The sequence below is a fragment of the uncultured Chitinophaga sp. genome (assembly GCF_937874145.1).
GTDB lineage: Bacteria > Bacteroidota > Bacteroidia > Chitinophagales > Chitinophagaceae > Chitinophaga.
Genome location: NZ_CALNBI010000245.1, coordinates 1 through 21,490, shown reverse-complemented (window position 1 = coordinate 21,490; position 21,490 = coordinate 1). Strand labels below are relative to the sequence as shown.

Annotated in this window: 17 protein-coding genes; 10 read left to right on the top strand and 7 right to left on the bottom strand. The window is 56.4% G+C overall.

The features are described from left to right. Nucleotides 1-27: 27 nt before the first annotated feature. The 6 genes from Q0510_RS12120 to Q0510_RS12095 are packed head-to-tail and all read right to left on the bottom strand — an operon-like array spanning nt 28 to nt 5,547. Entirely contained in the window at nt 28-759 is a 732-nt protein-coding gene (locus Q0510_RS12120) for a ThuA domain-containing protein (RefSeq protein WP_298711801.1), read from the bottom strand. A 3-nt stretch (nt 760-762) separates the two neighbouring features. Then, nucleotides 763-1,485, bottom strand: coding sequence for a DUF1080 domain-containing protein (locus Q0510_RS12115; protein WP_298711798.1), 723 nt, complete (start codon nt 1,483-1,485; stop codon nt 763-765). Between the two features lie 25 nt (nt 1,486-1,510). Continuing rightward, nucleotides 1,511-1,909 carry a c-type cytochrome gene (locus Q0510_RS12110; protein WP_298711795.1) on the bottom strand — a complete coding sequence of 133 codons (399 nt, stop codon included), beginning with the start codon at nt 1,907-1,909 and terminating at the stop codon, nt 1,511-1,513. A gap of 49 nt (nt 1,910-1,958) precedes the next feature. Continuing rightward, entirely contained in the window at nt 1,959-3,011 is a 1,053-nt protein-coding gene (locus Q0510_RS12105; RefSeq protein ID WP_298711793.1) for a sugar phosphate isomerase/epimerase, read from the bottom strand. A gap of 56 nt (nt 3,012-3,067) precedes the next feature. After that, on the bottom strand, nt 3,068-4,231 hold the full coding sequence (locus Q0510_RS12100) for a Gfo/Idh/MocA family oxidoreductase (protein WP_298711790.1): 1,164 nt from the start codon (nt 4,229-4,231) through the stop codon (nt 3,068-3,070). A 26-nt stretch (nt 4,232-4,257) separates the two neighbouring features. Continuing rightward, nucleotides 4,258-5,547, bottom strand: a complete 1,290-nt coding sequence (locus Q0510_RS12095) for a sugar MFS transporter (protein ID WP_298711787.1) — start codon at nt 5,545-5,547, stop codon at nt 4,258-4,260. Between the two features lie 155 nt (nt 5,548-5,702). On the opposite strand from Q0510_RS12095, the gene Q0510_RS12090 reads away from it, so the two are divergent. From Q0510_RS12090 to Q0510_RS12045, 10 genes are all read left to right on the top strand, one after another. After that, a complete protein-coding gene (locus Q0510_RS12090) occupies nt 5,703-6,296 on the top strand; it encodes an RNA polymerase sigma-70 factor (protein WP_298711784.1) in 594 nt (197 codons plus the stop codon). Between the two features lie 89 nt (nt 6,297-6,385). Continuing rightward, nucleotides 6,386-7,330 (top strand): FecR family protein, encoded by a 945-nt coding sequence (locus Q0510_RS12085; protein ID WP_298711781.1) that lies wholly within the window; start codon nt 6,386-6,388, stop codon nt 7,328-7,330. 150 nt (nt 7,331-7,480) lie between these two features. After that, nucleotides 7,481-10,861 (top strand): SusC/RagA family TonB-linked outer membrane protein, encoded by a 3,381-nt coding sequence (locus Q0510_RS12080; protein ID WP_298711778.1) that lies wholly within the window; start codon nt 7,481-7,483, stop codon nt 10,859-10,861. A 15-nt stretch (nt 10,862-10,876) separates the two neighbouring features. Continuing rightward, nucleotides 10,877-12,325 carry a RagB/SusD family nutrient uptake outer membrane protein gene (locus Q0510_RS12075; RefSeq protein WP_298711775.1) on the top strand — a complete coding sequence of 483 codons (1,449 nt, stop codon included), beginning with the start codon at nt 10,877-10,879 and terminating at the stop codon, nt 12,323-12,325. Nucleotides 12,326-12,338: 13 nt separating this feature from the next. Continuing rightward, nucleotides 12,339-13,088, top strand: coding sequence for a DUF4843 domain-containing protein (locus Q0510_RS12070; RefSeq protein WP_298711773.1), 750 nt, complete (start codon nt 12,339-12,341; stop codon nt 13,086-13,088). 27 nt (nt 13,089-13,115) lie between these two features. After that, the gene (locus Q0510_RS12065) at nt 13,116-14,630 is read left to right on the top strand and encodes a PKD-like family lipoprotein (RefSeq protein WP_298711770.1); all 1,515 of its coding nucleotides are present in this window, start codon (nt 13,116-13,118) and stop codon (nt 14,628-14,630) included. A gap of 284 nt (nt 14,631-14,914) precedes the next feature. Beyond that, complete coding sequence (gene secA / locus Q0510_RS12060; protein ID WP_298711767.1) at nt 14,915-18,250, top strand: preprotein translocase subunit SecA; 3,336 nt, start codon at nt 14,915-14,917, stop codon at nt 18,248-18,250. Between the two features lie 88 nt (nt 18,251-18,338). After that, nucleotides 18,339-19,001 (top strand): deoxyribose-phosphate aldolase, encoded by a 663-nt coding sequence (deoC, locus tag Q0510_RS12055; protein WP_298711764.1) that lies wholly within the window; start codon nt 18,339-18,341, stop codon nt 18,999-19,001. Nucleotides 19,002-19,041: 40 nt separating this feature from the next. Beyond that, entirely contained in the window at nt 19,042-19,467 is a 426-nt protein-coding gene (locus tag Q0510_RS12050) for an SPOR domain-containing protein (protein ID WP_298711761.1), read from the top strand. Beyond that, entirely contained in the window at nt 19,467-20,642 is a 1,176-nt protein-coding gene (locus tag Q0510_RS12045) for a M20 family metallopeptidase (RefSeq protein WP_298711759.1), read from the top strand. Before Q0510_RS12050 ends, Q0510_RS12045 begins: the two co-directional genes overlap by 1 nt. A 77-nt stretch (nt 20,643-20,719) precedes the next feature. Here the strand turns inward: Q0510_RS12045 and Q0510_RS12040 are convergent, their stop codons facing one another. Then, nucleotides 20,720-21,460 (bottom strand): hypothetical protein, encoded by a 741-nt coding sequence (locus Q0510_RS12040; RefSeq protein WP_298711757.1) that lies wholly within the window; start codon nt 21,458-21,460, stop codon nt 20,720-20,722. Nucleotides 21,461-21,490 lie beyond the last annotated feature (30 nt).

Genomic DNA, 21,490 nt, shown 5'->3' with positions numbered 1-21,490 from the left:
TCTACTGAAAAGTTATGCATTTCCCGGCTACCTCTTTTTGCCAGCGGCATAGTCGATGCCGCCGAGCACGTGTTTGAGGAAGGCCGGTTCACGGTACGATTCTTTGGTATGCCCCAGCTCGGTGTAAAAGGTGCGGCCGCCGTCGAACTCGCGATACCAGCTCATGGGATGGTTATCGCCGTTCTTGCCGCCCTGGTACGATTTCTCATCGATTTTGATGAGGATGTTGAGCCCGGGGACGATGCTTTTGAAGTCATACCATTCGTCCTTGCGCACCCAGGTCGGGTCCAGGTGGGCCGTTGCAGGGTGCTTTCTGTCCACTACATGGAGCGTGGCGGTTTGCTGGTGCGGATGGCTGAGGAAGTACGCGCCAACCAGCTGGTTGTACCAGGGCCAGTCGTACTCCGTATCCGTTGCCGCATGAATGCCGGCATAGCCGCCGCCTTTACGGATGTAGCCTTCCAGTGCGGACTGCTGTGCATCGTCGAGGACGTTGCCGGTGGTATTGAGGAACACCACGGCTTTGTAGCGCGACAGGTTCTTTGCTGTAAACTTCGATGCGTCTTCGGTGGTATCCACTTCATAACCGTTTTCCGCGCCCAGCTTCAGCATGGCGATTTTGGCATCGGGGATGCAATCGTGCCGGAAGCCGGCTGTTTTGGAGAAAACGAGCAGGCGGGGTTTAGCCTTCTGAAAGGCTGCCAGCCCGGCCATGGCGGCCACTGCGCAGAGCAGGAAGAGGTATTTGTAACGCATCATGGATTACAGTTGGCGGATCTTGATATTTCTGTACCAAACTTTATCGCCATGGTCCTGCAGGGCGATGTGGCCTTTCTGGTATTTGCCGAAGCCATCCCAGGATTTGAATTTGGAACCGGCTACGAGTTTGTTCCACTCTTCGGAGCCTACCACTACTTCGGCGGTTTTATGGCCGTTGAAAGTGAGTGTCAGCTTGCCGTCTTTCTTGGTGATCTTCGCGGTGTTCCATTCGCCTACGGGTTTGGCGTAGCGAGCGGGGGAAGCGATGAGATCATAGAGATCGCCGGAGTTGTGTTTGTGGATCTTGCCGTCGGAATGTTTATCGTCGTCGAGCACCTGCATTTCGGGGCCGGTCTGATAGGTGGCGCCGAACTTCGGGTCTTCGTGCACGCCGAAGATGATACCGGAGTTACCGCCTTCGGAGATTTTCCATTCCATTACCAGCTCATAGTTTTCGTACGCTTCGGCGGTCATGATATCGCCGCCTTTGGCGCCGGCTTTCTTGGCGTCGGCGTCGAAGAAGAGGGTACCATCTACCACTTTCCAGGCATCGGGAGCGGCGGCTTGTTTATAACCTTTCCAGCCATTGGTGGTTTTGCCGTCGAACAGCAGTTTCCAGCCTTCTTTTTTCTCTTTTTTGGAGAGGGAAGGCGCCTGAGCGAAGGCGTCCGCGCTGCCGGCGAGGAGTCCCAGCGCCAGGGCGGCGGAGAATATACGTTTGGTCATGTTGATGTGTTTATAGGGTTGTCAGTTATTTGACGGTCAGGATGTATTTCACCATTTCTTCCGCGTCGGGCTTGGAGATGCCGGCGTGGGGAGCCATGGGAATTTCGCCCCAGTTACCGGAACCGCCGCTGATGATCTTGTCGGCCAGGGTGGCGATGTTTTCCGGGGTGTTGGGATACTTTTCGGCGATCTCTTTGAAGGAGGGCCCGATTACTTTTTCGGTTTCCTTGTGGCAGGTGGCGCAATCCTGTGCGGCCATCAGTTCCTTGCCTTTACCGCTCACGTCGGCTACCATGGAATTGTCTGCCGCAGGAGCTACGGTTTCTTCGGGTGCCTTCTCTTCGGCTTTCTTTTCTCCGCCGCCGCACGCTGCCATGAACACTGCTGCACTGATACACAAAGGCATCCAGAATGATTTCTTCATTGTTTGAATAGTTTTAGAATTCTTTAGAAAATCGTTTTTGCTTAACTTATCAGAGGCCTAATATACGCCTGTTCAGGTTCTCATCCGCACCGGTGCCGGCAAAATCATCGAATGCCTTCTCGGTTACACGGATGATGTGGTCTTTAATGAAGGGGGCTCCCTCGCGGGCGCCGTCTTCGGGGTGCTTCATGCAGCATTCCCATTCCATCACGGCCCAGCCGGAGAAATTGTATTGGGTCAGCTTGCTGAACACCGCCTTGAAGTCTACCTGCCCGTCGCCCAGGGAGCGGAACCTGCCGGGGCGGTCGATCCATCCCTGGTACCCGCCGTACACACCGGAGCGGCCGGTGGGGTTGAATTCCGCGTCTTTCACATGGAACATCTTTATTTTCTCATGGTAGATGTCGATGTAGGCGAGGTAATCCATGGCCTGGAGCACGAAGTGGCTGGGATCGTAGAGGAGGCAGGCGCGGTTGTGGTTGCCGGTGGCGGCCAGGAACTGCTCGTAGCTGGCGCCGTCGTGCAGGTCTTCGCCGGGGTGGATCTCGTAGCAGAGGTCCACGCCATTGGCGTCCATCTCGTTGAGGATTGGCAGCCAGCGGGCGGCCAGTTCCTTGAACCCTGTTTCCACGAGCCCTGCGGGGCGCTGGGGCCAGGGGTATACCGTATGCCAGAGCAGGGCGCCACTGAACGTGGCATGGGCGTTGAGGCCCAGGTTGCGGCTGGCTTTGGCGGCGTATTTCAGCTGTTGCACGGCCCATTCGGTCCGCGCTTTTGCATTGCCGTGCAGTTCTTTGGGCGCAAACCCGTCGAACATATCGTTATAGGCAGGGTGAACGGCTACCAGCTGCCCCTGCAGGTGGGTCGACAGTTCGGTGATTTCCATCCCCGCGCTTTGCACGATGCCTTTGATCTCGTCTGCATAAGTCTGGCTTTCGGCGGCTTTCTTCAGGTCTATCATCCTGGGGTCCCAGGTGGGGATCTGCACGCCTTTGAAGCCCAGGGAGGCCGCCCATTTGGTGATGCCTTCGAGGGTGTTGAAAGGTGCTTTGTCGTCCAGGAACTGTGCGAGGAAAATGCCGGGTCCTTTGATCGTCTTCATATGCTTCCTTATCAGATTTAATTATTCAATTTCCGGAATTTGGTCCAAAAGGCGGACTAAATTTCGAAGGTCGTCCATTTTTCGTTACTGGCGGAGCTTTTCACCACATTGTCAATGAATGCCATCCCGCGTATACCTTCGTTCACGGAGGGGTAGTCGAGGGCTTCTTTGGCGGGCTGGGTACCGTCGATACGCGCCTGGAGGGTGAGGGCGAAGTTGCGGTACAGGTTGCCGAAAGCTTCGAGGTAGCCTTCGGGGTGGCCGCCCGGGGTACGGCAGTTATGGGTGGCGTAGGAGCTCAGGTGAGGATTGCCGGCGCCTGCGCGGAGGATCTCCGCGGGTTTGTCGAGCCAGCGCACCGTGAGGGTATTGGGTTCGTGCTGCGCCCATTCAAGCCCGCCTTTTTCACCGTATACGCGGATCTTGAGTGCGTTCTCTTCTCCCGCGGCTACCTGGGAAGCCATGAGTACGCCCGCGGCGCCCTGGGTGAAGCGGAGAAGCACGGCGCCATCGTCGTCGAGCAGGCGGCCAGGTACCATGATGTGGTTATCGGCGCAAAGTTTATCCACGGTATCGCCGGAGATGTATTCGGCCAGGTTGAAGGCGTGGGTGCCGATATCGCCCATGGCGCCAGCTTTACCGGAGCGTTTGGGATCGGTGCGCCATGCGGCCTGTGCGTTGCCTTCGCGCTCGCTCATCTTGGAGAGCCAGCCCTGGGGATATTCCACCCATACTTTGCGGATCTTGCCCAGTGCGCCTTCGGCCACCATCTGGCGGGCCTGTTTCACCATGGGGTACCCGGTATAGGTGTGCGTGAGCAGGAGGCTGAGGCCGGTCTGCTCTACTTTCGTTTTCAGTTGTTTGGCTTCGTCGAGGGTGAAGGTGATCGGTTTTTCGATCACTACGTGGAACCCTTTGTCGAGGGCCATCATGGCCGGCTCGAAGTGCGCGAAGTTGGGGGTCACGATGGTGATGAAGTCCAGCCGCTTGTCTGCCGGCATGGCCGCTTCTTTCTCCAGCATGGTTTTGAAGTCCGTATAGATGCGGTCGCTTTCCAGGAAGAGCGAGCGCCCGGAGTCTTCCGCCACTTCGGGGTTGATGCTTAAAGCACCTGCTTTCAGTTCAATCAGGCCGTCCATATTCGCCGCGATGCGGTGGATGGCACCGATGAAGGCGTCTTTACCGCCTCCGATCATACCCATTCTGAGTTTCCTGTTCATACTATACTAAATTAATGCTGATTCGATTATGCAGTTTGTAAAATTTGTTTGTTTCTGCCTTTCATGTAGAAGTAAAGGCCGCCGAAGGCTACGATCAGGATGACCGGGATCACGAGCGTTACGTTGATGATCTCGGGCCCTGCTACCGCCTGCGCCTGTGCGTAGGCTGCCGCTTCGGCCGTACCGGGAGCGGCGGAGCGGAATGCATCCAGCGTAGCGCCTGCCGGGAGGTTCTTGCCAATAATATTATCGTAAAATCCACCCATGAACATCATGTAAATCGATACGGCAAACATGCCCGCACCGCCCATCAGGTTCATGCCCAATGCGCCGGATTCCGGGATGTTTTCAGATACGAAGCCCAGCATCGTGGGCCAGAAATAAGTGATCCCCAGGCCAAATACGATAGCCGCCACGAACAGCATGCTGCCCGACTGGCTGCCCATCAGGTAAAGCCCCAGGGCGGAAAGGATCGCGGAAATAAACAACACTCCCGAAGGCGACAGGCGGTGCACGATAGGCCCTGCCACCGCGCGGCCCATTACCTGCACACCGGCGGTCAGCGCCAGGATGAGGATACCGTTTTCCGTTACGTTTTTCAGGAGGATCTCAATCCACTGGTTGGTGAACAGCTCGGTGATAGCGGTACCGAACATGCAGATGAACATGAAGATGAACAAGCCGCTGGTTACCGAACGGTACATCTGCGCATTGGATACGCCGGCCGCCACACGCTCCGTAACCGGGAATTCGAGTTTGGAAAAGAGGTAACCGTACAGCAGTGTGGGGATGATCATCAATCCCACCTGCAGCTGCCACATACCGGCCATACCGATTTCTTTAAAGAGGAATACCACGAGCGCACCTACAACGATACCGCCGGGGAACCAGAGGTGGAAGTGGTTGAGCTTGGTAGTTTTGTTATCGGGGAAGATGGTGGCTACAAGCGGGTTGCAGGCAGCTTCCACCGTACCGTTGGCCATGCCGATGAAGAGCGTGGATATGAACAGCGGCCAGAAGCCGGAGCTGAAGTAAGGCGTAGCGATGGTGAGCAAAATGCCCAGCAGGTGCAATACGAAAGCTGCGATGAGCAAACGTTTCATACCGATGGCATCTACGATGAACCCGCCTGCGACCACGGCCAGCGGGAAGCCCCAGAACGCAGTTCCGGCAATGATGGAAAGTTCCTGGGCATTCAGATGGAATTGCACACCCAGCTGTCCGAGGATGCCGGCGCGAATTCCGAAGGATAAGGAAGTGACAAGCAGCGCCAGGCAACTGGCAACGAAAAGACTCTTAGGCTGTATCTGCTTCATAGACGTGTTGTTTGTAAAAAATCTAAAACTGTAATTAAAACCTTTAAATTTATAAAAAGTATTTCCATATTTTTAACTTTTTATGATGAACACAAGCCCGGAATTAACAATTCATCCGGCGCCGGGCAGGAAACCCGGGAAACCTTTTTTGTCCCATGACCGGCGAGATACATAACGATGCAGTCAGGCAGGCCCTTACCGCCCGCGACCCCGACGCCTTCGCCGGCATATACCGCCATTATTTCCCGCTCCTTTTCAGCATCGCCCGCAAGTACCTCCCCGACGGATCAACGGCGGAAGAGATCATCCAGGACGTGTTCCTCCACATCTGGGAAACCGCGCCCGTACTGGAATACGACGCCGCCCTGAAGAACTATCTCTGCCGCGCCGTCGTCAACCGCTGCCTTAATCACCTGAAGCGGAACGAAATGCTCCGCCGGCACCATGCCGAGATCTTCTCTTCGTCTGAAGACAGCTACGTCAGCACTTTCGTGGAAGAACAGGAGCTGCGCCTCTGCATCCACGAAGCCATTGAAAAGCTGCCACCCAAATGCCGGGAAGTGTTCCGGCTGTCGCGGTTCGAAGGACTGAAGAACCCTGAGATAGCCGCTCAGCTGGGCATCTCCGTCAAAACAGTGGAAAACCAGATGACCATCGCGCTCAAACTGCTCCGCACCCATATCTTTCATCCCTCCTCTCCGTTCTCCTCCAAAAGCCGGACACGAATGTGGCTATTTTTTGTCGGATAGTGTCTATTTGACATTTAAATTTTTTAAAAAAGTTTTGGGGGTAAATGTCTTTCGCATTGTCTTCAAGTTAGCAGAACAATTCAATTCGCATGGGTGAGCATCCCGATTTATACACTATTGTACAGCACCTGCAAGCGCCGGAAGACCCGGCGGCGCGCGCGGCGCTGGAAGCCTGGCTGCAATCCGACGCCGGCAACGAGGCCATATTCAGGGAGTATGAGCGTATCTGGACCTTATCCGCCGGTATCGGGGAATTGTCCGGCATCGACGCGGAGGCGGCCGCCCGGAGGTTCAGGGCCAGGCTGCCCCAGGCGCGCACGGCCAGGCTCCCCTGGCGGAGGATTGCCGCGGCGGCAGCGGCAGCCCTGCTGATTTCGGCGGGGCTATGGTACTGGAACTCCTCCCGCTCCGGAGCCCGCTTCGTCCGCTTTGCCACGGCAGGCGCCATAGATTCCGTGGTGCTGGAGGACGGGTCGCGCATCGTCCTCAAGCCCCGTTCCGAGATCCGTTACAACCAGCGCCGGGAAGTGATGCTCGACAGCGGCGCCGCCCTGTTCGACGTCCGCTCCGCTCCTTCGCAGCCATTCACCACTTACGCCGGGGGCGCGAAGGTGGAAGTGCTGGGCACCGCGTACAACCTCGCTTCCGTGAAAGGACAGGTGCAGCTGTACGTATTGTCGGGCGCGGTGCACTTCGGCCCGGAGGCCGGCCATTCGCCAACGCTGGTAAGCTCGGGGAAAGGGGCCGTGTATCTCCGCGCGCAGCAACGCGTGGAGATGAACGACCGCCTGGGGCTCAACGCCACATCCTGGCGCACGGGTGAGCTGCGGTTCGTGGATGCATCCATGCAGGAAGTCTGCGAAACACTGTCGGCCCAATACGGGGTAACGGTGGTGGTCAACAGCAGGAACAACGCGCACCCGGCCCTGAATGCCAATTTCAGCCAGTTAACGCTCGACGAGGTATTACAATCGCTTTCGGCCCTGTACGACTATCAATACGAAAGGCGGAACGACACGATTTACATCCGGTAAAGAAAATGCCATATGCCGACTGCAAGCTGCAGCCGCCGGTGAAAACCGCGGACAGGGGAGGATATTTTCATAGGCAGGAAGGACAGTACATGCATGCCAATAACGCATATATATCAACAAAAACAACCAGAAACTAAAACGCTTTCCGTAATGACTACAAGAAGCAATTCCAAAACCAACCGCCGGTGGCGACGGGTGTCGGGCGGCCTGCTGCTCGCGCTGATGCTGGGGAGCACGCCCCTGCATGCGCAGGACACCTTTGCGCTCAGCCGGAAAGTACACCTGCGCGTGACGAAGAAGCCTTTGTCTGAAGTGCTGGCCACGCTGGAGAAGCAGACCAACGTACACTTTGTGTTCGACGGGTCGCAATTGAACGGTTCCAAATCCGTATCGCTCGTGGCCGACAACAAGCCCCTGGAAGAGGTGCTCAACAGCCTGCTGCCGGCAGACGCGCAGTACAAAGTGATCGGCAACCAGGTAGTGGTGAAAAGGACGGGGCAGGCGCCCGCGCCTGGCAGAACGCCCCGCCAGCAAAGCGCCGGAACGGAAACCGTGGCCGACGTCAGGGTATCCGGCACGGTGGTGCTCCGTTCGGAAAAGGGCGACATCCAGACGGTGCCCGGCATCAACATCCGCATCAAAGGCAGCAATGTAGGCACCGTTACCAACAACGCCGGCCAATTTGAGATCACCGCACCGGAGAACGCCGTCCTGGTGATCAGCTTCGTCGGCTATAAACCGCGGGAGCTCGCGCTGGGCGGCAGAACCAGTTTAAAAATCACGCTGGACGAAGACGTCGCCAGCATCAAGGAAGTGGTGGTAACGGGATTGTTTGACCGGCAGAAGGAAAGCTTCACCGGGTCGGCCAATACGTATACCGCGCGTCAACTCAAATCGGTGGGCAACCAAAACATCATCCAGAGTTTGCGCAGCCTGGACCCCGCGTTCAGCGTATTCGAGAACAACACGCTGGGCTCCAACCCGAACGTATTGCCCGACATCGAGATCCAGGGGCGGGCGAGTATCCTGGGCCTGAAAGAGCAGCTGGGCACCGATCCCAACCTGCCGCTCTTCATCCTCGACGGTTTCCAGACCACGCTGCGCATGATTATGGACCTCGACATCAACCGGGTGGAAACCATTACGATCCTCAAAGACGCGGCTTCTACAGCCATCTACGGCTCCCGCGCGGCGAACGGCGTGATCGTGATCGAAACGAAGAAACCCAAGCCCGGGGAATTGCGTGTAACCTATTCGACAGACAATAACCTATTTATCCCTGACCTTCGCGATTACAATCTTATGAATGCCGAAGAAAAGCTTGAGTTCGAGCGGCTTTCCGGCAGGTATACCACGCCATACCAACAGCGCCACAACTACACATTACAGGCCGAGCTCGACGCGCAGTACAACGCAAAACTTGCGGAAGTGCGGCGCGGTGTAAATACTTATTGGATGAATGAGCCGGTGCGCACGGCTGTCAGCACCGGGCACTCGCTCTACATCGAAGGCGGCGACCCGCAGCTGCTGTATGGCGTGGGCCTCAACTACCGCAAGCTGCCCGGCATCATGAAAGGTTCCGGCAGAGACGTGGGCGGCGGCAACATCAAGCTGCAATACCGCAGGAAGAAACTGACCTTCTCCAACAACCTCTCCCTCAACCTGTACCAATCCAACGAATCGCCGTACGGCAGTTTCTCCAATTTCTCCCGCGCCAATCCCTATTTCCGCAAAACCAACGAAGACGGTACGCTTTCCCGCCTGCTCGAAGCCACCAACGATAATTTCGGGCGGCCCGATTACGACACCCCCAACCCGCTTTGGGATGCGATGTTGCCCAACAAAGACGAGACCAACAACTTCGACCTGATCAACAACTTCCAGCTTGAATATGCCATCCGTTATGATCTCCGGTTCCGGGCGCGCTTCGGGATCACAAAATCACTTACGCGCTCGGAGGCTTTCACGCCTTCTGTCCACAGCAAATTCCTGGAGACGCCGATCATGGAAAAGGGCAGCTACGCCAGCGAGCGGAACGACCGCAACGGCTACGACGGCGACGTCACTTTTACCTATGGCCGCACCTTCGCCGAGAAGCACCTGATCAATATGATCGCCGGCTGGTCGATCCGGCAGAACCGCAACCTGTCTGACAGGTACATGGCCGTCGGGTTCCCTGAATACATCAATTCCCCCGCGTATGCGGCTTCTTACCAGGTGAACGGCAAACCGCAGTTAACGGAAGCCACATCGCGCGCTACGAGCTTCTACGGGCAGGGCAACTACGTATACGACAACCGGTTTATGACCGATTTCAGCTACCGGTTCGACGGTTCATCCAATTACGGGGCCAACAACCTCTTCACGCGCACCTGGTCGGTGGGCCTGGCCTGGAACCTGCATGAAGAAGCGTTCTTCGACAAGCGGATCGTGAACATGCTGAAGATCCGCGGGAGCATCGGCAACCCTGGCAACGAAAGCGGGCTGGCGTACCAGTCCTTCACCACTTTCAACTACAACACCCTGCTGCAAAACTACTTTGGCATCGGCGCTTCGGTAGACCAGTTCGGCAACCCCGACCTGCAATGGCAGCAAACGCTCAAGCGCACGGTGGGCGTGGATGCGGTGATCCTGGACCGGATCCGGCTGAATGCGGATTACGTGATGCAGGAAACGGATCCGCTCGTGGCGGTGATCAACCTGCCCGCATCGGTCGGAACGGCGCTATTCACCACCAATATCGGCCGGCAAGCGAGCAAGGGGTACAACTTCAACCTGTCGTTTTCACCGATCGCCATTCCTTCGAAACGGTTCAACTGGAACCTGATCTTCACCGGCAAGCACGAAAGGGCGCGGTATGAAGGGATCGGTAACAAACTGGATGTGATGAACAAGCTGAACCAGTCCAAAAACCTCGACAGGTACTACGACGGTGGCAGCCCCACCGCGCTGTGGGCCATCCGTTCGCACGGCATCGACCCCAGCACCGGCAAGGAAGTGCTTATCAAAAAAGACGGCACACTGACGTACGACTACGATTACGATGACGAAGTAGTGGTGGGCGACTGGCGCCCCGACCTGGACGGCATCATCGGCACTACGCTCAACTACCGTGATTTCGCGCTGAACATCCGGTTGCGCTACCGCATTGGGGGCGAACAGTTCAATACCGCCCTTTTCCAGAAAGTGGAAAACATCAACCTGGACGGTTTGAAAGTAAACCAGGACCGCCGCGCGTTGTACGACCGCTGGCAGCAACCCGGCGACATCACCCGGTACAAGGGCATTTCGCTGACGGATGAAAGCAAGATGAGCTCCCGTTTTATCCAGGAAGAGAACACCCTCGGCGGCGAATCCATCAGCGCCTCATACGAGTTCAACGGCGGCAGGATCCAGCGCTGGGGCATCAGCTACATACGGCTGTCGGCCTACATGAACGACATCTTCCGCATCTCCTCCGTAAGGCGCGAGCGCGGTATCGATTATCCCTTCGCCAACAGCCTGGGCCTTTCCGCAAGCGTTTCCTTTTAATCCAACAAAAGCAACATGAAAAGAAAATATATCCTTCCGCTTCTATTGCCCGCCCTGCTGGGGTTCAGCGCCTGCGAGAAATGGCTGAACGTGCAGCCGCGCGACAAGGTATCGGAAGAAAAACTGTATACCACCGAAGAGGGGTTCAATTCGTCCCTCAACTCGGTGTACCTGGATATGACCAGCAAATGGTCTTACGGCGGGCAGATGACCATGGAGCTCATGGAAATCCTCGGCCATAATTTCAGCGTCAACACCACGCACCAGCTAACGATGCTGTCTGCATTCAACTACGGAACAGATACGGCCAGAGCGCGTTTCGGGATGTTATGGCGGGAACATTACAAGCTGGTCGCCAACGTCAACCTGATTTTATCCGCGATCGACGAGCGCCGGCAGGTATTCTCCGACGAGCGGAATTACCGGCATATGAAAGGGGAGGCATACGGGCTGAGGGCTTACCTGCACTTCGATTTGCTGCGGCTCTTCGGGCCGGTGTACGCCACGGCTGACTCCGTCAACAAAAGCATTCCCTACAACCGCGCGTTCGACACGCGTTATACCGGGCTGTCGCCCGCCAACGAGGTGATGGACCTGGTATTGTCGGACCTGGACTCGGCCGCGTTACTGCTGAACGACGATCCCATTATCGCCGGTGGCCCTATGTACAATGCGGACCCCACGGGCGGGAGCAATTTCTGGCGGATGCGGCCTTTGCGCATGAATTACTATGCTGTAAAGGGCCTTCAGGCACGTGTTCATTTGTACCGCAACAATAAGCCCGCGGCATTGGCGGCCGCGCTGTCCGTTATCGAAGCCCAGGCAGGGCGCTTCCCTTTCGTTACCGGCACCCAGGTGAGCGGCAACAGGGCGGCACCCAACCGGGTATTCCATACGGAAGTGCTATTTGGCCTGCACGATATGCGGATGAACCAGAAACAACTGGCTTATTTCGATGCGGAACTGGCACCCAACAGGATCCTGGCGCCAAACGATGCAAGGCTGAACGCCATTTATGAAAACAATACGGCCGACTACCGGTTTTCCAACGTGATATGGGCCGTTCCCGGAAACGGTTCAAAAACACACCGCTGCTTTTACAAGTACGATGAGATGGAAAGGAAAGACTCGGTGTACAGGAACTTCCTCCCCCTTATCCGCATCGCCGAAATGTATTACATCGCGGCGGAGTGTGACGACAATCCCGAAACGGCCCTGGCGGCGCTCAATACCGTGCGTAAAAACCGCGGGCTGCTGGACCTGCCTCCCACGGCCAACCTCGCCAATGAGATCGGGAACGAATACCGCCGGGAGTTTTATGGCGAAGGGCAGCTTTTCTTTTACAACAAACGCCTCTTCATTACAAAAATGCGAAACGGCACTTCCGCAACCGGAACGGTGGATATGACCACCGGGAAGTACTGCCCTCCCATTCCCGAAGAAGAAATCCGTTACCGTGATTAAACCCGTTACGAACATGAAAAAAATTCTTTCCATACTAACAGGCGCCTTACTGCTGGGAAGCTGTCAGAAAAGCGAAGTTCCTTTTTACGACGGGCCTTCATCCGTGTACTTCGATGTGTACCGCGAAGTGAACCCCGGCACCGAATACCTCGCGGATACCAGCATCGTCTCCTTTGGCTTTGCGCCCAAACTGAACGATTCCACCATCACCCTCCGCATCCGTACCCAGGGCGACACCACCAACGCGCCGCGGCGGATTGATTTCCGGGTGGTGGACACAGCCGCCAACGCCGCCAGGGCGGAGCAATATCAACTGCCCGCCAGCGTGGAAATTCCCGCAGGGAAGAATTTCGCGCTCCTTAACGTCATCGTCAGAAAGACGCCCGACATGCAGGAAAAAAACTTCACCCTCACATTGGAGCTCATGCCCAACGACAAATTCCAGACGCCGGTGAAGGATGCTTATGTGTCGGCACGGGGCCGTAACGTCAATATCAAAAGCCATGTCCTGGTGCTCAACGACATCATCAGCAGGCCACGATATTGGATGGACCCGCTTTTCGGCCCTTTTTCCCGTAAAAAGCTGCTGCTCATCTGTGAAGTACTCGACCTGCCGGTGGGCCTCTTCGACACCCAGGTCTCCTACGGCAACATGCGCTTCTACGGCCGCTTCGTCCGGAATTACCTGGAAGCAGAAGCCAAAGCAGGGAGAACGGTCCTGGAAGAAGATGGTTCCGAAATGAAAATGGGCGACGGCCTTTAACAGATCACTATTAACGCATTGGATCACATGAAAAAAACTGCATTTATCCTGCTGATCGCAGCCACGCTCTCCGGTTGCTACAAGGACCTCGGGAATTACGAATACAAGGATGTAGGCGATATTGAGATCTCCAATATTGAAGAACAATACGCCCGCCTCCAACGCGACACGCTCCGTATTTCGCCGGAGCTGTCTTTCAGCACACCCGTTGCCGAATCCGATCTTGAATTCGAGTGGATGTGCATCCAGTCGCTGTCTACGGATGAATCCGGCAAGCGTATCATCGGCACCAGCCGGAACCTGGAATGGGAAATCACCGGCGCAACCGGGAATTACAACCTGTTTTACCGCGTCCGCAATAAAAAAACCGGCGTACAATACCACAAGCTGTTCAACCTCGAAGTGCAGACCAGTACGTATGAAGGCTGGGTGATCCTGAGCGATGTGGAAGGACTGGCGCGGATTGATATGGTAAGTCGCCAGACCGACGGTGCCGACAAGGTTTTCATCGATATTTCCGGCACTTCCGGTGCGCCCATGCCAGCGCTCCGTGGCCCCAGGGCCTTATCCATCGGCTCCGATTATGTAAGCCAGGTAGGTACGGTACAGTCGTTGTACGTCCTGACCGACGACGGTACGCAGAAGATCAACGCCAATACCTGGCAATGGACGCCTAAGCACGATATGTTGCGGGAGATGCTGGCGCCTGTTCCGCAGCCCTTCAGGCCGGTGATGCACCAGCCTTATGGCAGCTGCTTCGTGATCGTGACCAGCGACAAGGAGATGTACGCCATGTACCCGCAAAACGGTATTGGATACGGAGCCCCCGTGAACAAGCTGGCAGGTACGAACGAACCCATCGATCCGGCGCCGTTCATCGCCATCCCTGTGTTCGTGGCGCCAAATATCTGTATGGTATTCGATAAGTCACGACGCTGGTTCCTCCGGCTGGACGCGGCATCCGACCGGGGCTGCGATACCATCCCCACGCCGCCGAATGCCCTGTTCAGCTACAAGATCGGCAAAGACCTGCTGTGGATGGGGTACACCCGTTTCAATGGCGGGAATAATATCGCCGTGATGAAGGATCCTGTAACGAAGAAGCATTTCCTGGTGCGCATCACCCTGGCGGGCAACACGCCCCTTTTCCAGCAGGACCAGTATTTGGAGATCAACGAGAGCACCGGCGACATTGCGAATGCCGAGCAGTTCGCCTTCGGGCAATCGCTGGGATATCTCTTGTATTCGGTAGGCAGCAAGCTGTATCAGTTCGATATCAATTACAATACCCACAAACTGATGGCGGACGTGAGCCCGGAGGTCATCACCTCCGTAAAAACACGTCCCCATCTCAAAACCACCGAACCTTACGCCACATACCAGCAGTCGGTGGTTGTCGGTTCGCACCTGCCTGGTGGCACCGAAGGCAGCAACGGTAAGGTCCGCATCTACCGGATGCCGGAGCGGAACGAGCCTTTCGAGCTGTTCCGCGAGTGGAGCGGGTTCGGGAAAGTAGTAGACATCAGCTATAGAGTCAGATAGCCTGTTCTCCCAGGAAACCACCCATTGATTGACACGAGGCCGCCCCTTCTCCGGGGCGGCCTTTATTTTGCAAATTGCTGGCGGGCAACGGCAGAAATACAGCGGTATGCCCAATTTTTCCCATATTTCATAGGGCCATCCCCCAAAAATTCCTAATTTTACCAGCCTTGGTCCGCAGAGCCCCGCCCTGCCACCTTGTCACAACCTGGCATCCGGGCGTAATATTTGACTATATTTCCCCCGCAACAGGTTCCTTTATTCTTTTAGACATCGAAAATTTTAACATGCTAGGTTTTTTAACAAAGCTTTTCGGAGGAAACAAGTCTGAACGAGATATCAGGCTGATCCTGCCTATGGTGAAGCAGATTAACGAGGAGTATGAAAAACTGTCATCCCTGCCTATCGACGAACTGCGTGGCAAAACGCAGGTTTTCCGTTCCCGCATCAAGGATCACCTGGCTGAAATAGACCGGGAAATCGCCGACAAGAAGGCGGCTGCAGAATCCGAAGAGGATGTGAATACCAAAGATCTCACTTATCGTGATATCGATAAGCTCCGTAAGGAACGCAACAAGAAAATCGAAGAAATACTGCAACAGCTGCTGCCCGAAGCCTTCGCCGTGGTGAAGGAAGCATCGCGCAGGCTGAAAGAAAATGCCACCATCACCGCTACCGCCACCGATATGGACCGCCACCTGGCGGTGCTTCGTGATTACGTGAGCATCGAGGGCGACAAGGCGACCTGGAAGAACAGCTGGGTAGCGGGCGGCATCGAGGTAACCTGGAACATGGTGCATTACGACGTACAGCTGATCGGCGGTATGGTGCTGCACCAGGGCAAGATTTCGGAAATGGCGACGGGTGAAGGTAAAACCCTCGTATCCACGCTCCCTGCTTACCTCAACGCCCTCACCGGCGAAGGCGTGCACGTGGTAACGGTGAACGATTACCTCGCACGGCGTGACTCCGAGTGGAACGGCCCCCTTTTCGAATTCCTCGGCATTACCGTGGACTGTATCGACAAGCACCAGCCCAACTCCTTCGAGCGCCGCAATGCCTACCAGGCAGATATCACCTACGGCACCAACAACGAATTCGGTTTCGACTACCTGCGCGATAACATGGTGCACAGCCCTGAAGAAATGGTGCAACGCAAGCATCACTTCGCCATGGTGGATGAGGTGGACAGCGTGCTGATCGACGATGCGCGTACCCCGCTCATCATCTCCGGCCCTATCCCCCGCGGCGACGAGCAGGAGTTCCACACCCTGAAGCCCCGCATTCAGCGGCTGGTGGAAGAGCAGCGCAAGATCGTGACGGCCAGCCTCCTCGAAGCCAAGAAGCTCATCGCGGAAGGGAAAGACGATCCCAAGACCGGCGGCCTCGCCCTCATGCGCGCCCACCGCGGCCTTCCCAAGAACAGCGCCCTGATCAAATACCTCAGCGAGCCCGGCATGAAAGTGCTCCAGCAGAAAGCGGAGAACTATTACATCGCCGACCAGCAGCGCGAAATGCCGAAAGTGGATGAAGGCCTGCTCTTCCATATCGACGAAAAGAACAACAGCGTAGACCTCACCGAAAGAGGTATCGCCCTCATCACCGGCGCCGGCGAAGATCCCGCTTTCTTCGTGATGCCCGATGTAGGTTCCGAAATTGCCGACCTGGAGAGAATGGACATCAGCCCTGAAGAGAAAATGGCCCGGAAAGACCAGCTCCTGCAGGACTTTGCCGTAAAATCCGAACGCATCCACTCCGTACAGCAGCTCCTCAAAGCCTACACCCTCTTCGAAAAAGACGTGGAGTATGTAGTAATGGACGGGAAAGTAAAGATCGTGGATGAACAGACAGGCCGTATCCTGGATGGCCGCCGTTACTCCGACGGCCTGCACCAGGCGATCGAGGCAAAGGAAAACGTGAAAGTGGAAGCCGCCACCCAAACGTTCGCCACCATCACCCTGCAGAACTACTTCCGCATGTACCACAAACTCGGTGGCATGACTGGTACGGCCACCACCGAAGCCGGTGAGTTCTGGGAAATCTACAAGCTGGATGTGGTAACCATCCCTACCAACCTGCCGATTACCCGTAAAGACGCGGAAGACCTCGTATATAAAACCAAGCGCGATAAATACCGCGCCGTGATCGAAGAGATCAAGAAACTGAAGGAAGCAGGCCGCCCCGTACTGGTAGGTACCACTTCCGTAGAGGTTTCCGAGCTCCTCGGCAAAATGCTGACTTTCGAAAAGATCCCCCATAACGTACTGAACGCCAAGCAGCACGCCCGTGAAGCCCAGATCGTGGCCGAAGCAGGTATGCCCGGCGCCGTGACCATCGCCACCAACATGGCCGGCCGTGGTACCGACATCAAGCTGGGGCCCGGCGTGAAGGAAGCGGGCGGTCTTGCCATCATCGGTACGGAGCGCCACGAAAGCCGCCGTGTAGACCGCCAGCTGCGTGGCCGTGCCGGCCGCCAGGGCGATCCCGGTACTTCCCAGTTCTTCGTATCCCTGGAAGACGACCTGATGCGCATGTTCGGTTCCGACCGTATCGCCGCGCTGATGGACCGTATGGGTTACAAGGAAGGCGAAGTGATCCAGCACAGCATGATCACCCGCTCTATCGAGCGCGCCCAGAAGAAAGTAGAAGAAAACAACTTCGGCATCCGCAAGCGCCTCCTCGAATACGACGACGTGATGAACAAGCAGCGTACGGTGATCTACACCCGCCGCAACCACGCCCTCTTCGGCGAGCGCCTCGCGATCGATACCGACAACTCCTTCTACGAAGTAGCCGAAAACCTGGTGACCACACACCGCGCCACCGACGACTACGAAGCTTTCAAACTGGATGTGATCAAGAATTTCGCCATCGATACCGTGATCTCGGAAGACGAATTCCAGAAAGGCAACGTGCAGGAAATCTCCGAGAAACTGTATGGCGAAGCAGTTGCGAATTATCACCGCCGCACCAACGAAGTGGTGACCGGTACTTATCCTGTCATCAAGAAGATCTTCGAAGAGCAGGGGCAGCATATCGAGAACATCTCGATTCCGTTCACCGACGGCCGCCGTGGCCTCCACGTGCTGGCGCCGCTCCGTAAAGTGGTGGAAACCGAAGGCCGGGAAACCATTTCCGCACTCGAGCGCTCCATCACCCTCAACCTCATCGACGACGCCTGGAAGGAGCACCTCCGCGCCATGGACGACCTGAAACAATCCGTTCAGAGCGCCGTGTACGAACAGAAAGACCCGCTGCTGATCTATAAATTCGAAGCATTCGAGCTGTTCAAGCAGATGAGCGCCGAGAATTCCAAGGAAATCGTTTCCTTCCTTTGCAAAGCCGGCATCCCCGGTCAGCAGGCCGAAGAAGAAGCGCAGATCACCGAAGGGCATGAAGAGAAAACCGACATGAGCCGCATGCGCGCTTCGCACCAGGACCCCGACGCCGGCAACGGCCACGGCGCTCCCCAGCAAGGGCCCGCCCGCCGCGAAGAGTACGCCCCCGCTATGGACGAGCCCAAACAGGAGCCCGTTCGCGTAGGCCCCAAAGTCGGCAGAAACGATCCCTGCCCCTGCGGTTCCGGCAAGAAATTCAAAAACTGTCACGGGAAAGACCAATAATCACCCGCTGCGTAAAATAACCAACGGAGTTACCCGGGACTTTCCTGCGTAACTCCGTTTTTTGTTTGCTGCAAAACATCCTGTCAACATGAACATCAACCGCTACATCGACCATACCATCCTCAAACCCACCACCACGCTCGACGACATAAAGCGCCTCAGCATGGAAGCCGTGGAATTCGACTTCGCCGCCGTATGCGTACCGCCGCCCTTCGTGAACGCGGCCAAAACGTTCCTGGGCAGCACCAGCACCGCCGTGGCCACCGTTATCGCCTTCCCCTTCGGGTATTCAGCCCTGGAGGCCAAGGTCGCCGAGTCGGTACTGGCGATCATCGACGGGGCCGACGAACTGGATATGGTGGCCAACCTGATTGCCATCCGCGGGGGCGACTGGGCTTACCTGGAAAAGGAAATCGCCACGGTGCTGCCCATTGTCCGCAATAAGCAGCGGAAGATCAAGGTGATTATAGAAAGTGGCATATTATTGGAGGATGAAATCGTGCGTTGTTGCGAGCTGTACGGGCGTTACGGGGTCGATTTCGTTAAAACCAGTACCGGCTACGCCGAGAAGGGTGCTTCCGTGGAAGCGGTGGCCCTGATGCGGCGGCACCTGCCGGCCAATATTCAGATAAAGGCTTCGGGCGGGATTCGTACCTTTGCCTTTGCCAAGGAGCTGATATCGGCGGGGGCCACCCGCATCGGCACCAGCTCCGGAGCAGCGATCATGAAAGAAGCGGCTTCCCTGCAATAGGGCTTCGCTCATCCAATTTGCCATCAAACGAAAAAAATATATGATGTTAAGAACAGGCTGCCTGATGCTTTTGCTGGTAACCGCCGCTACCGCCCTGCGCGCGCAGGAATCGGTACAGCAGGACGGCAACGTCAAAGTAACCAAAGACAGCCGGATCGACATCCTGATCCGTAAACAGGTCTACATCAACAACCTGGCTATCCGCAACCAGCCGGGCTTCCGGGTGCAGGTGCTGACCACCAACAAGCGCAACGAAGCCAACGAGGCCAAAACCCGCGTGATGCAGCGCTATCCCGATTACCGTACCTATATCGACTTCGAAGCGCCTTATTTCAAGGTGCGCGTAGGCGATTTCAAATCCCGCGATGAGGCGACCGAGCTGCGCAAGGAGCTGGCGGAATTCTTCCCCAACGGCGCATTCGTAGTACCGACCATCATCAACGTATCACCGGAAAAAGAAGATTAATGAAAGACCGGATCAAAGCCCTGGCCAGTGAGTACGCCCCTGACCTGATCTCCTGCAGAAGACATTTGCATTCCCATCCCGAACTATCCTTCCAGGAATTCGAAACATCGAAGTTTATACAGCAGCAGCTGGAAAGCTGGGGCGTCCCCTTCCGCGCGGGCGTTGCCGGCACGGGCGTGGTGGCCCTGATCGAAGGGAAGAACCCCGGCAAGAAGGTCATAGCCCTCCGCGGCGATATTGACGCGCTGCCGATCGAAGAAGCCAACGATGTTCCTTATAAATCACAAAACGCCGGCATCATGCATGCCTGCGGGCATGATGTGCATACCACGGTAGCCCTCGGCGCCGCGCGCATCCTTCAGCAGTTGCGTGATGAGTTCGAAGGCACGGTGAAGATCCTCTTCCAGCCCGGCGAAGAAAAACACCCCGGCGGCGCCAGCCTCATGATCCAGGACGGCGCGCTGGAAGACCCGAAGCCCCAGGCCATCCTCGGCCTCCATGTGCTCCCCGCGATGGAAACAGGGCTCCTGGGCTTCCGCGCCGGCAAATACATGGCCAGCGCCGATGAGATCTATATCACCATCAAAGGCAAAGGCGGCCACGCCGCTGCCCCGCACCTCACGGCAGACACGATCCTCATCGCCTCGAACCTCGTGGTGAGCCTTCAGCAAATTATCAGCCGCAACAACGATCCCTTTTCCCCCTCCGTCCTTTCCATCTGCGCCTTCAATGGCGGATTCACCACCAACGTGATCCCCAGCGAAGTGAAGCTCATGGGCACCTTCCGGGCGATGGACGAAACCTGGCGCTTCAAAGCCCACGAGCTCATCCGTAAACATGCGACCGAACTGGTACACGCCATGGGCGCGGAGATCGACATCGATATCCTCGTCGGCTACCCCACGCTCTACAACAACGAAGCCGTAACCGGCACCGCGCGCAAGCTGGCCGAAGATTACATGGGCGCGGATAATGTCGTGGATACCGAACTGCGGATGGGCGCGGAAGATTTCGCGTTCTACTCCCAGGTGATACCCGCCTGCTTCTTCCGCCTCGGCACCGGCAACAAAGCCAAAGGCATCACGGCAGGCGTACACACGCCCAAATTTGACATCGACGAACGCGCGCTGGAAATCGGTGCGGGCACGATGGCCTATTTAGCCACACAATTCTGATCTGTATCAAGACGAGCATAAAAAAACCGCCCGGGTCAACACCCGGGCGGTTTTCATTTTCATACGTTATAGAATCTTTACTTAGATAACATGGCCGAATCCGCCGGTACGCCACTCAGCGTGAAACTGGCGCCCTTGCCTGCACGTACCAGTTCCTTTTCGCGGATCGCCACAAAACGGTTCACCGTCAGGTACGATTCGTCTTCCAATTCGTACCGCAGGGTATCCGCCCTGCCGCCGCTGATGTACACCGTCGCCCGGTTGCTTTTTACATCCAGGAACGGTACATCGGCATAACTGATGCTGGCGACGTTCATGTGTGAGAAATTTAACGCCACCGGGGCTTCCTGCGCCAGCTGAAATATTTCCAGGTTCAGATCGCCGGCTGTAATGCTTTCAACTTGCGGCACCCTGATCTCCAGTTCGCGGTATGATCTCACCGCCGACATCCAGTCGCGGGAATTATCCGCTTCGAACCAGCAAAACAGCGTATCGTTACGGACTTCCGTTTTCAGATAGGGCTTCATATCCGCCCGGTACGTGAGCCCGGCCTGTTGGTCTGGCCCTACCCAGATCCTTGCATTCACATGGTATATGCTGGCCCGGCTTTTACGTTTGCTTTTTAGCCGCACGACCCCTTCCAACACGATGTGCTTGTAACCCGGCAAGGACCGGTGATACCTGAAATCGCCCTGGTATGGAGCCATCGGCCGGGGTTGAGCTTCATGGAAATCCGCCCGCAGCGCCAGGTTGTGCAGCAGCAGGCCCACCGGAATCACCAGGACAAGGAGGAGTATAATGAGGTTGCTTTTCTTCATATGAGATGTTATTGCGCCTTTGACTGGCGG

Bases quoted from the DNA above. Each gene is read 5' to 3' on its own strand.
- Q0510_RS12090 (WP_298711784.1), top strand. From the start codon at position 5,703: ATGACCGGCGAGATACATAACGATGCAGTCAGGCAGGCCCTTACCGCC.
- Q0510_RS12070 (WP_298711773.1), top strand. From the start codon at position 12,339: ATGAAAAAAATTCTTTCCATACTAACAGGCGCCTTACTGCTGGGAAGC.
- Q0510_RS12065 (WP_298711770.1), top strand. From the start codon at position 13,116: ATGAAAAAAACTGCATTTATCCTGCTGATCGCAGCCACGCTCTCCGGT.
- Q0510_RS12040 (WP_298711757.1), bottom strand. From the start codon at position 21,460: ATGAAGAAAAGCAACCTCATTATACTCCTCCTTGTCCTGGTGATTCCG.
- secA (WP_298711767.1), top strand. From the start codon at position 14,915: ATGCTAGGTTTTTTAACAAAGCTTTTCGGAGGAAACAAGTCTGAACGA.
- Q0510_RS12075 (WP_298711775.1), top strand. From the start codon at position 10,877: ATGAAAAGAAAATATATCCTTCCGCTTCTATTGCCCGCCCTGCTGGGG.
- Q0510_RS12115 (WP_298711798.1), bottom strand. From the start codon at position 1,485: ATGACCAAACGTATATTCTCCGCCGCCCTGGCGCTGGGACTCCTCGCC.
- Q0510_RS12050 (WP_298711761.1), top strand. From the start codon at position 19,042: ATGATGTTAAGAACAGGCTGCCTGATGCTTTTGCTGGTAACCGCCGCT.
- Q0510_RS12085 (WP_298711781.1), top strand. From the start codon at position 6,386: ATGGGTGAGCATCCCGATTTATACACTATTGTACAGCACCTGCAAGCG.
- Q0510_RS12095 (WP_298711787.1), bottom strand. From the start codon at position 5,547: ATGAAGCAGATACAGCCTAAGAGTCTTTTCGTTGCCAGTTGCCTGGCG.
- Q0510_RS12045 (WP_298711759.1), top strand. From the start codon at position 19,467: ATGAAAGACCGGATCAAAGCCCTGGCCAGTGAGTACGCCCCTGACCTG.
- Q0510_RS12105 (WP_298711793.1), bottom strand. From the start codon at position 3,011: ATGAAGACGATCAAAGGACCCGGCATTTTCCTCGCACAGTTCCTGGAC.
- Q0510_RS12110 (WP_298711795.1), bottom strand. From the start codon at position 1,909: ATGAAGAAATCATTCTGGATGCCTTTGTGTATCAGTGCAGCAGTGTTC.
- deoC (WP_298711764.1), top strand. From the start codon at position 18,339: ATGAACATCAACCGCTACATCGACCATACCATCCTCAAACCCACCACC.
- Q0510_RS12120 (WP_298711801.1), bottom strand. From the start codon at position 759: ATGATGCGTTACAAATACCTCTTCCTGCTCTGCGCAGTGGCCGCCATG.
- Q0510_RS12100 (WP_298711790.1), bottom strand. From the start codon at position 4,231: ATGAACAGGAAACTCAGAATGGGTATGATCGGAGGCGGTAAAGACGCC.
- Q0510_RS12080 (WP_298711778.1), top strand. From the start codon at position 7,481: ATGACTACAAGAAGCAATTCCAAAACCAACCGCCGGTGGCGACGGGTG.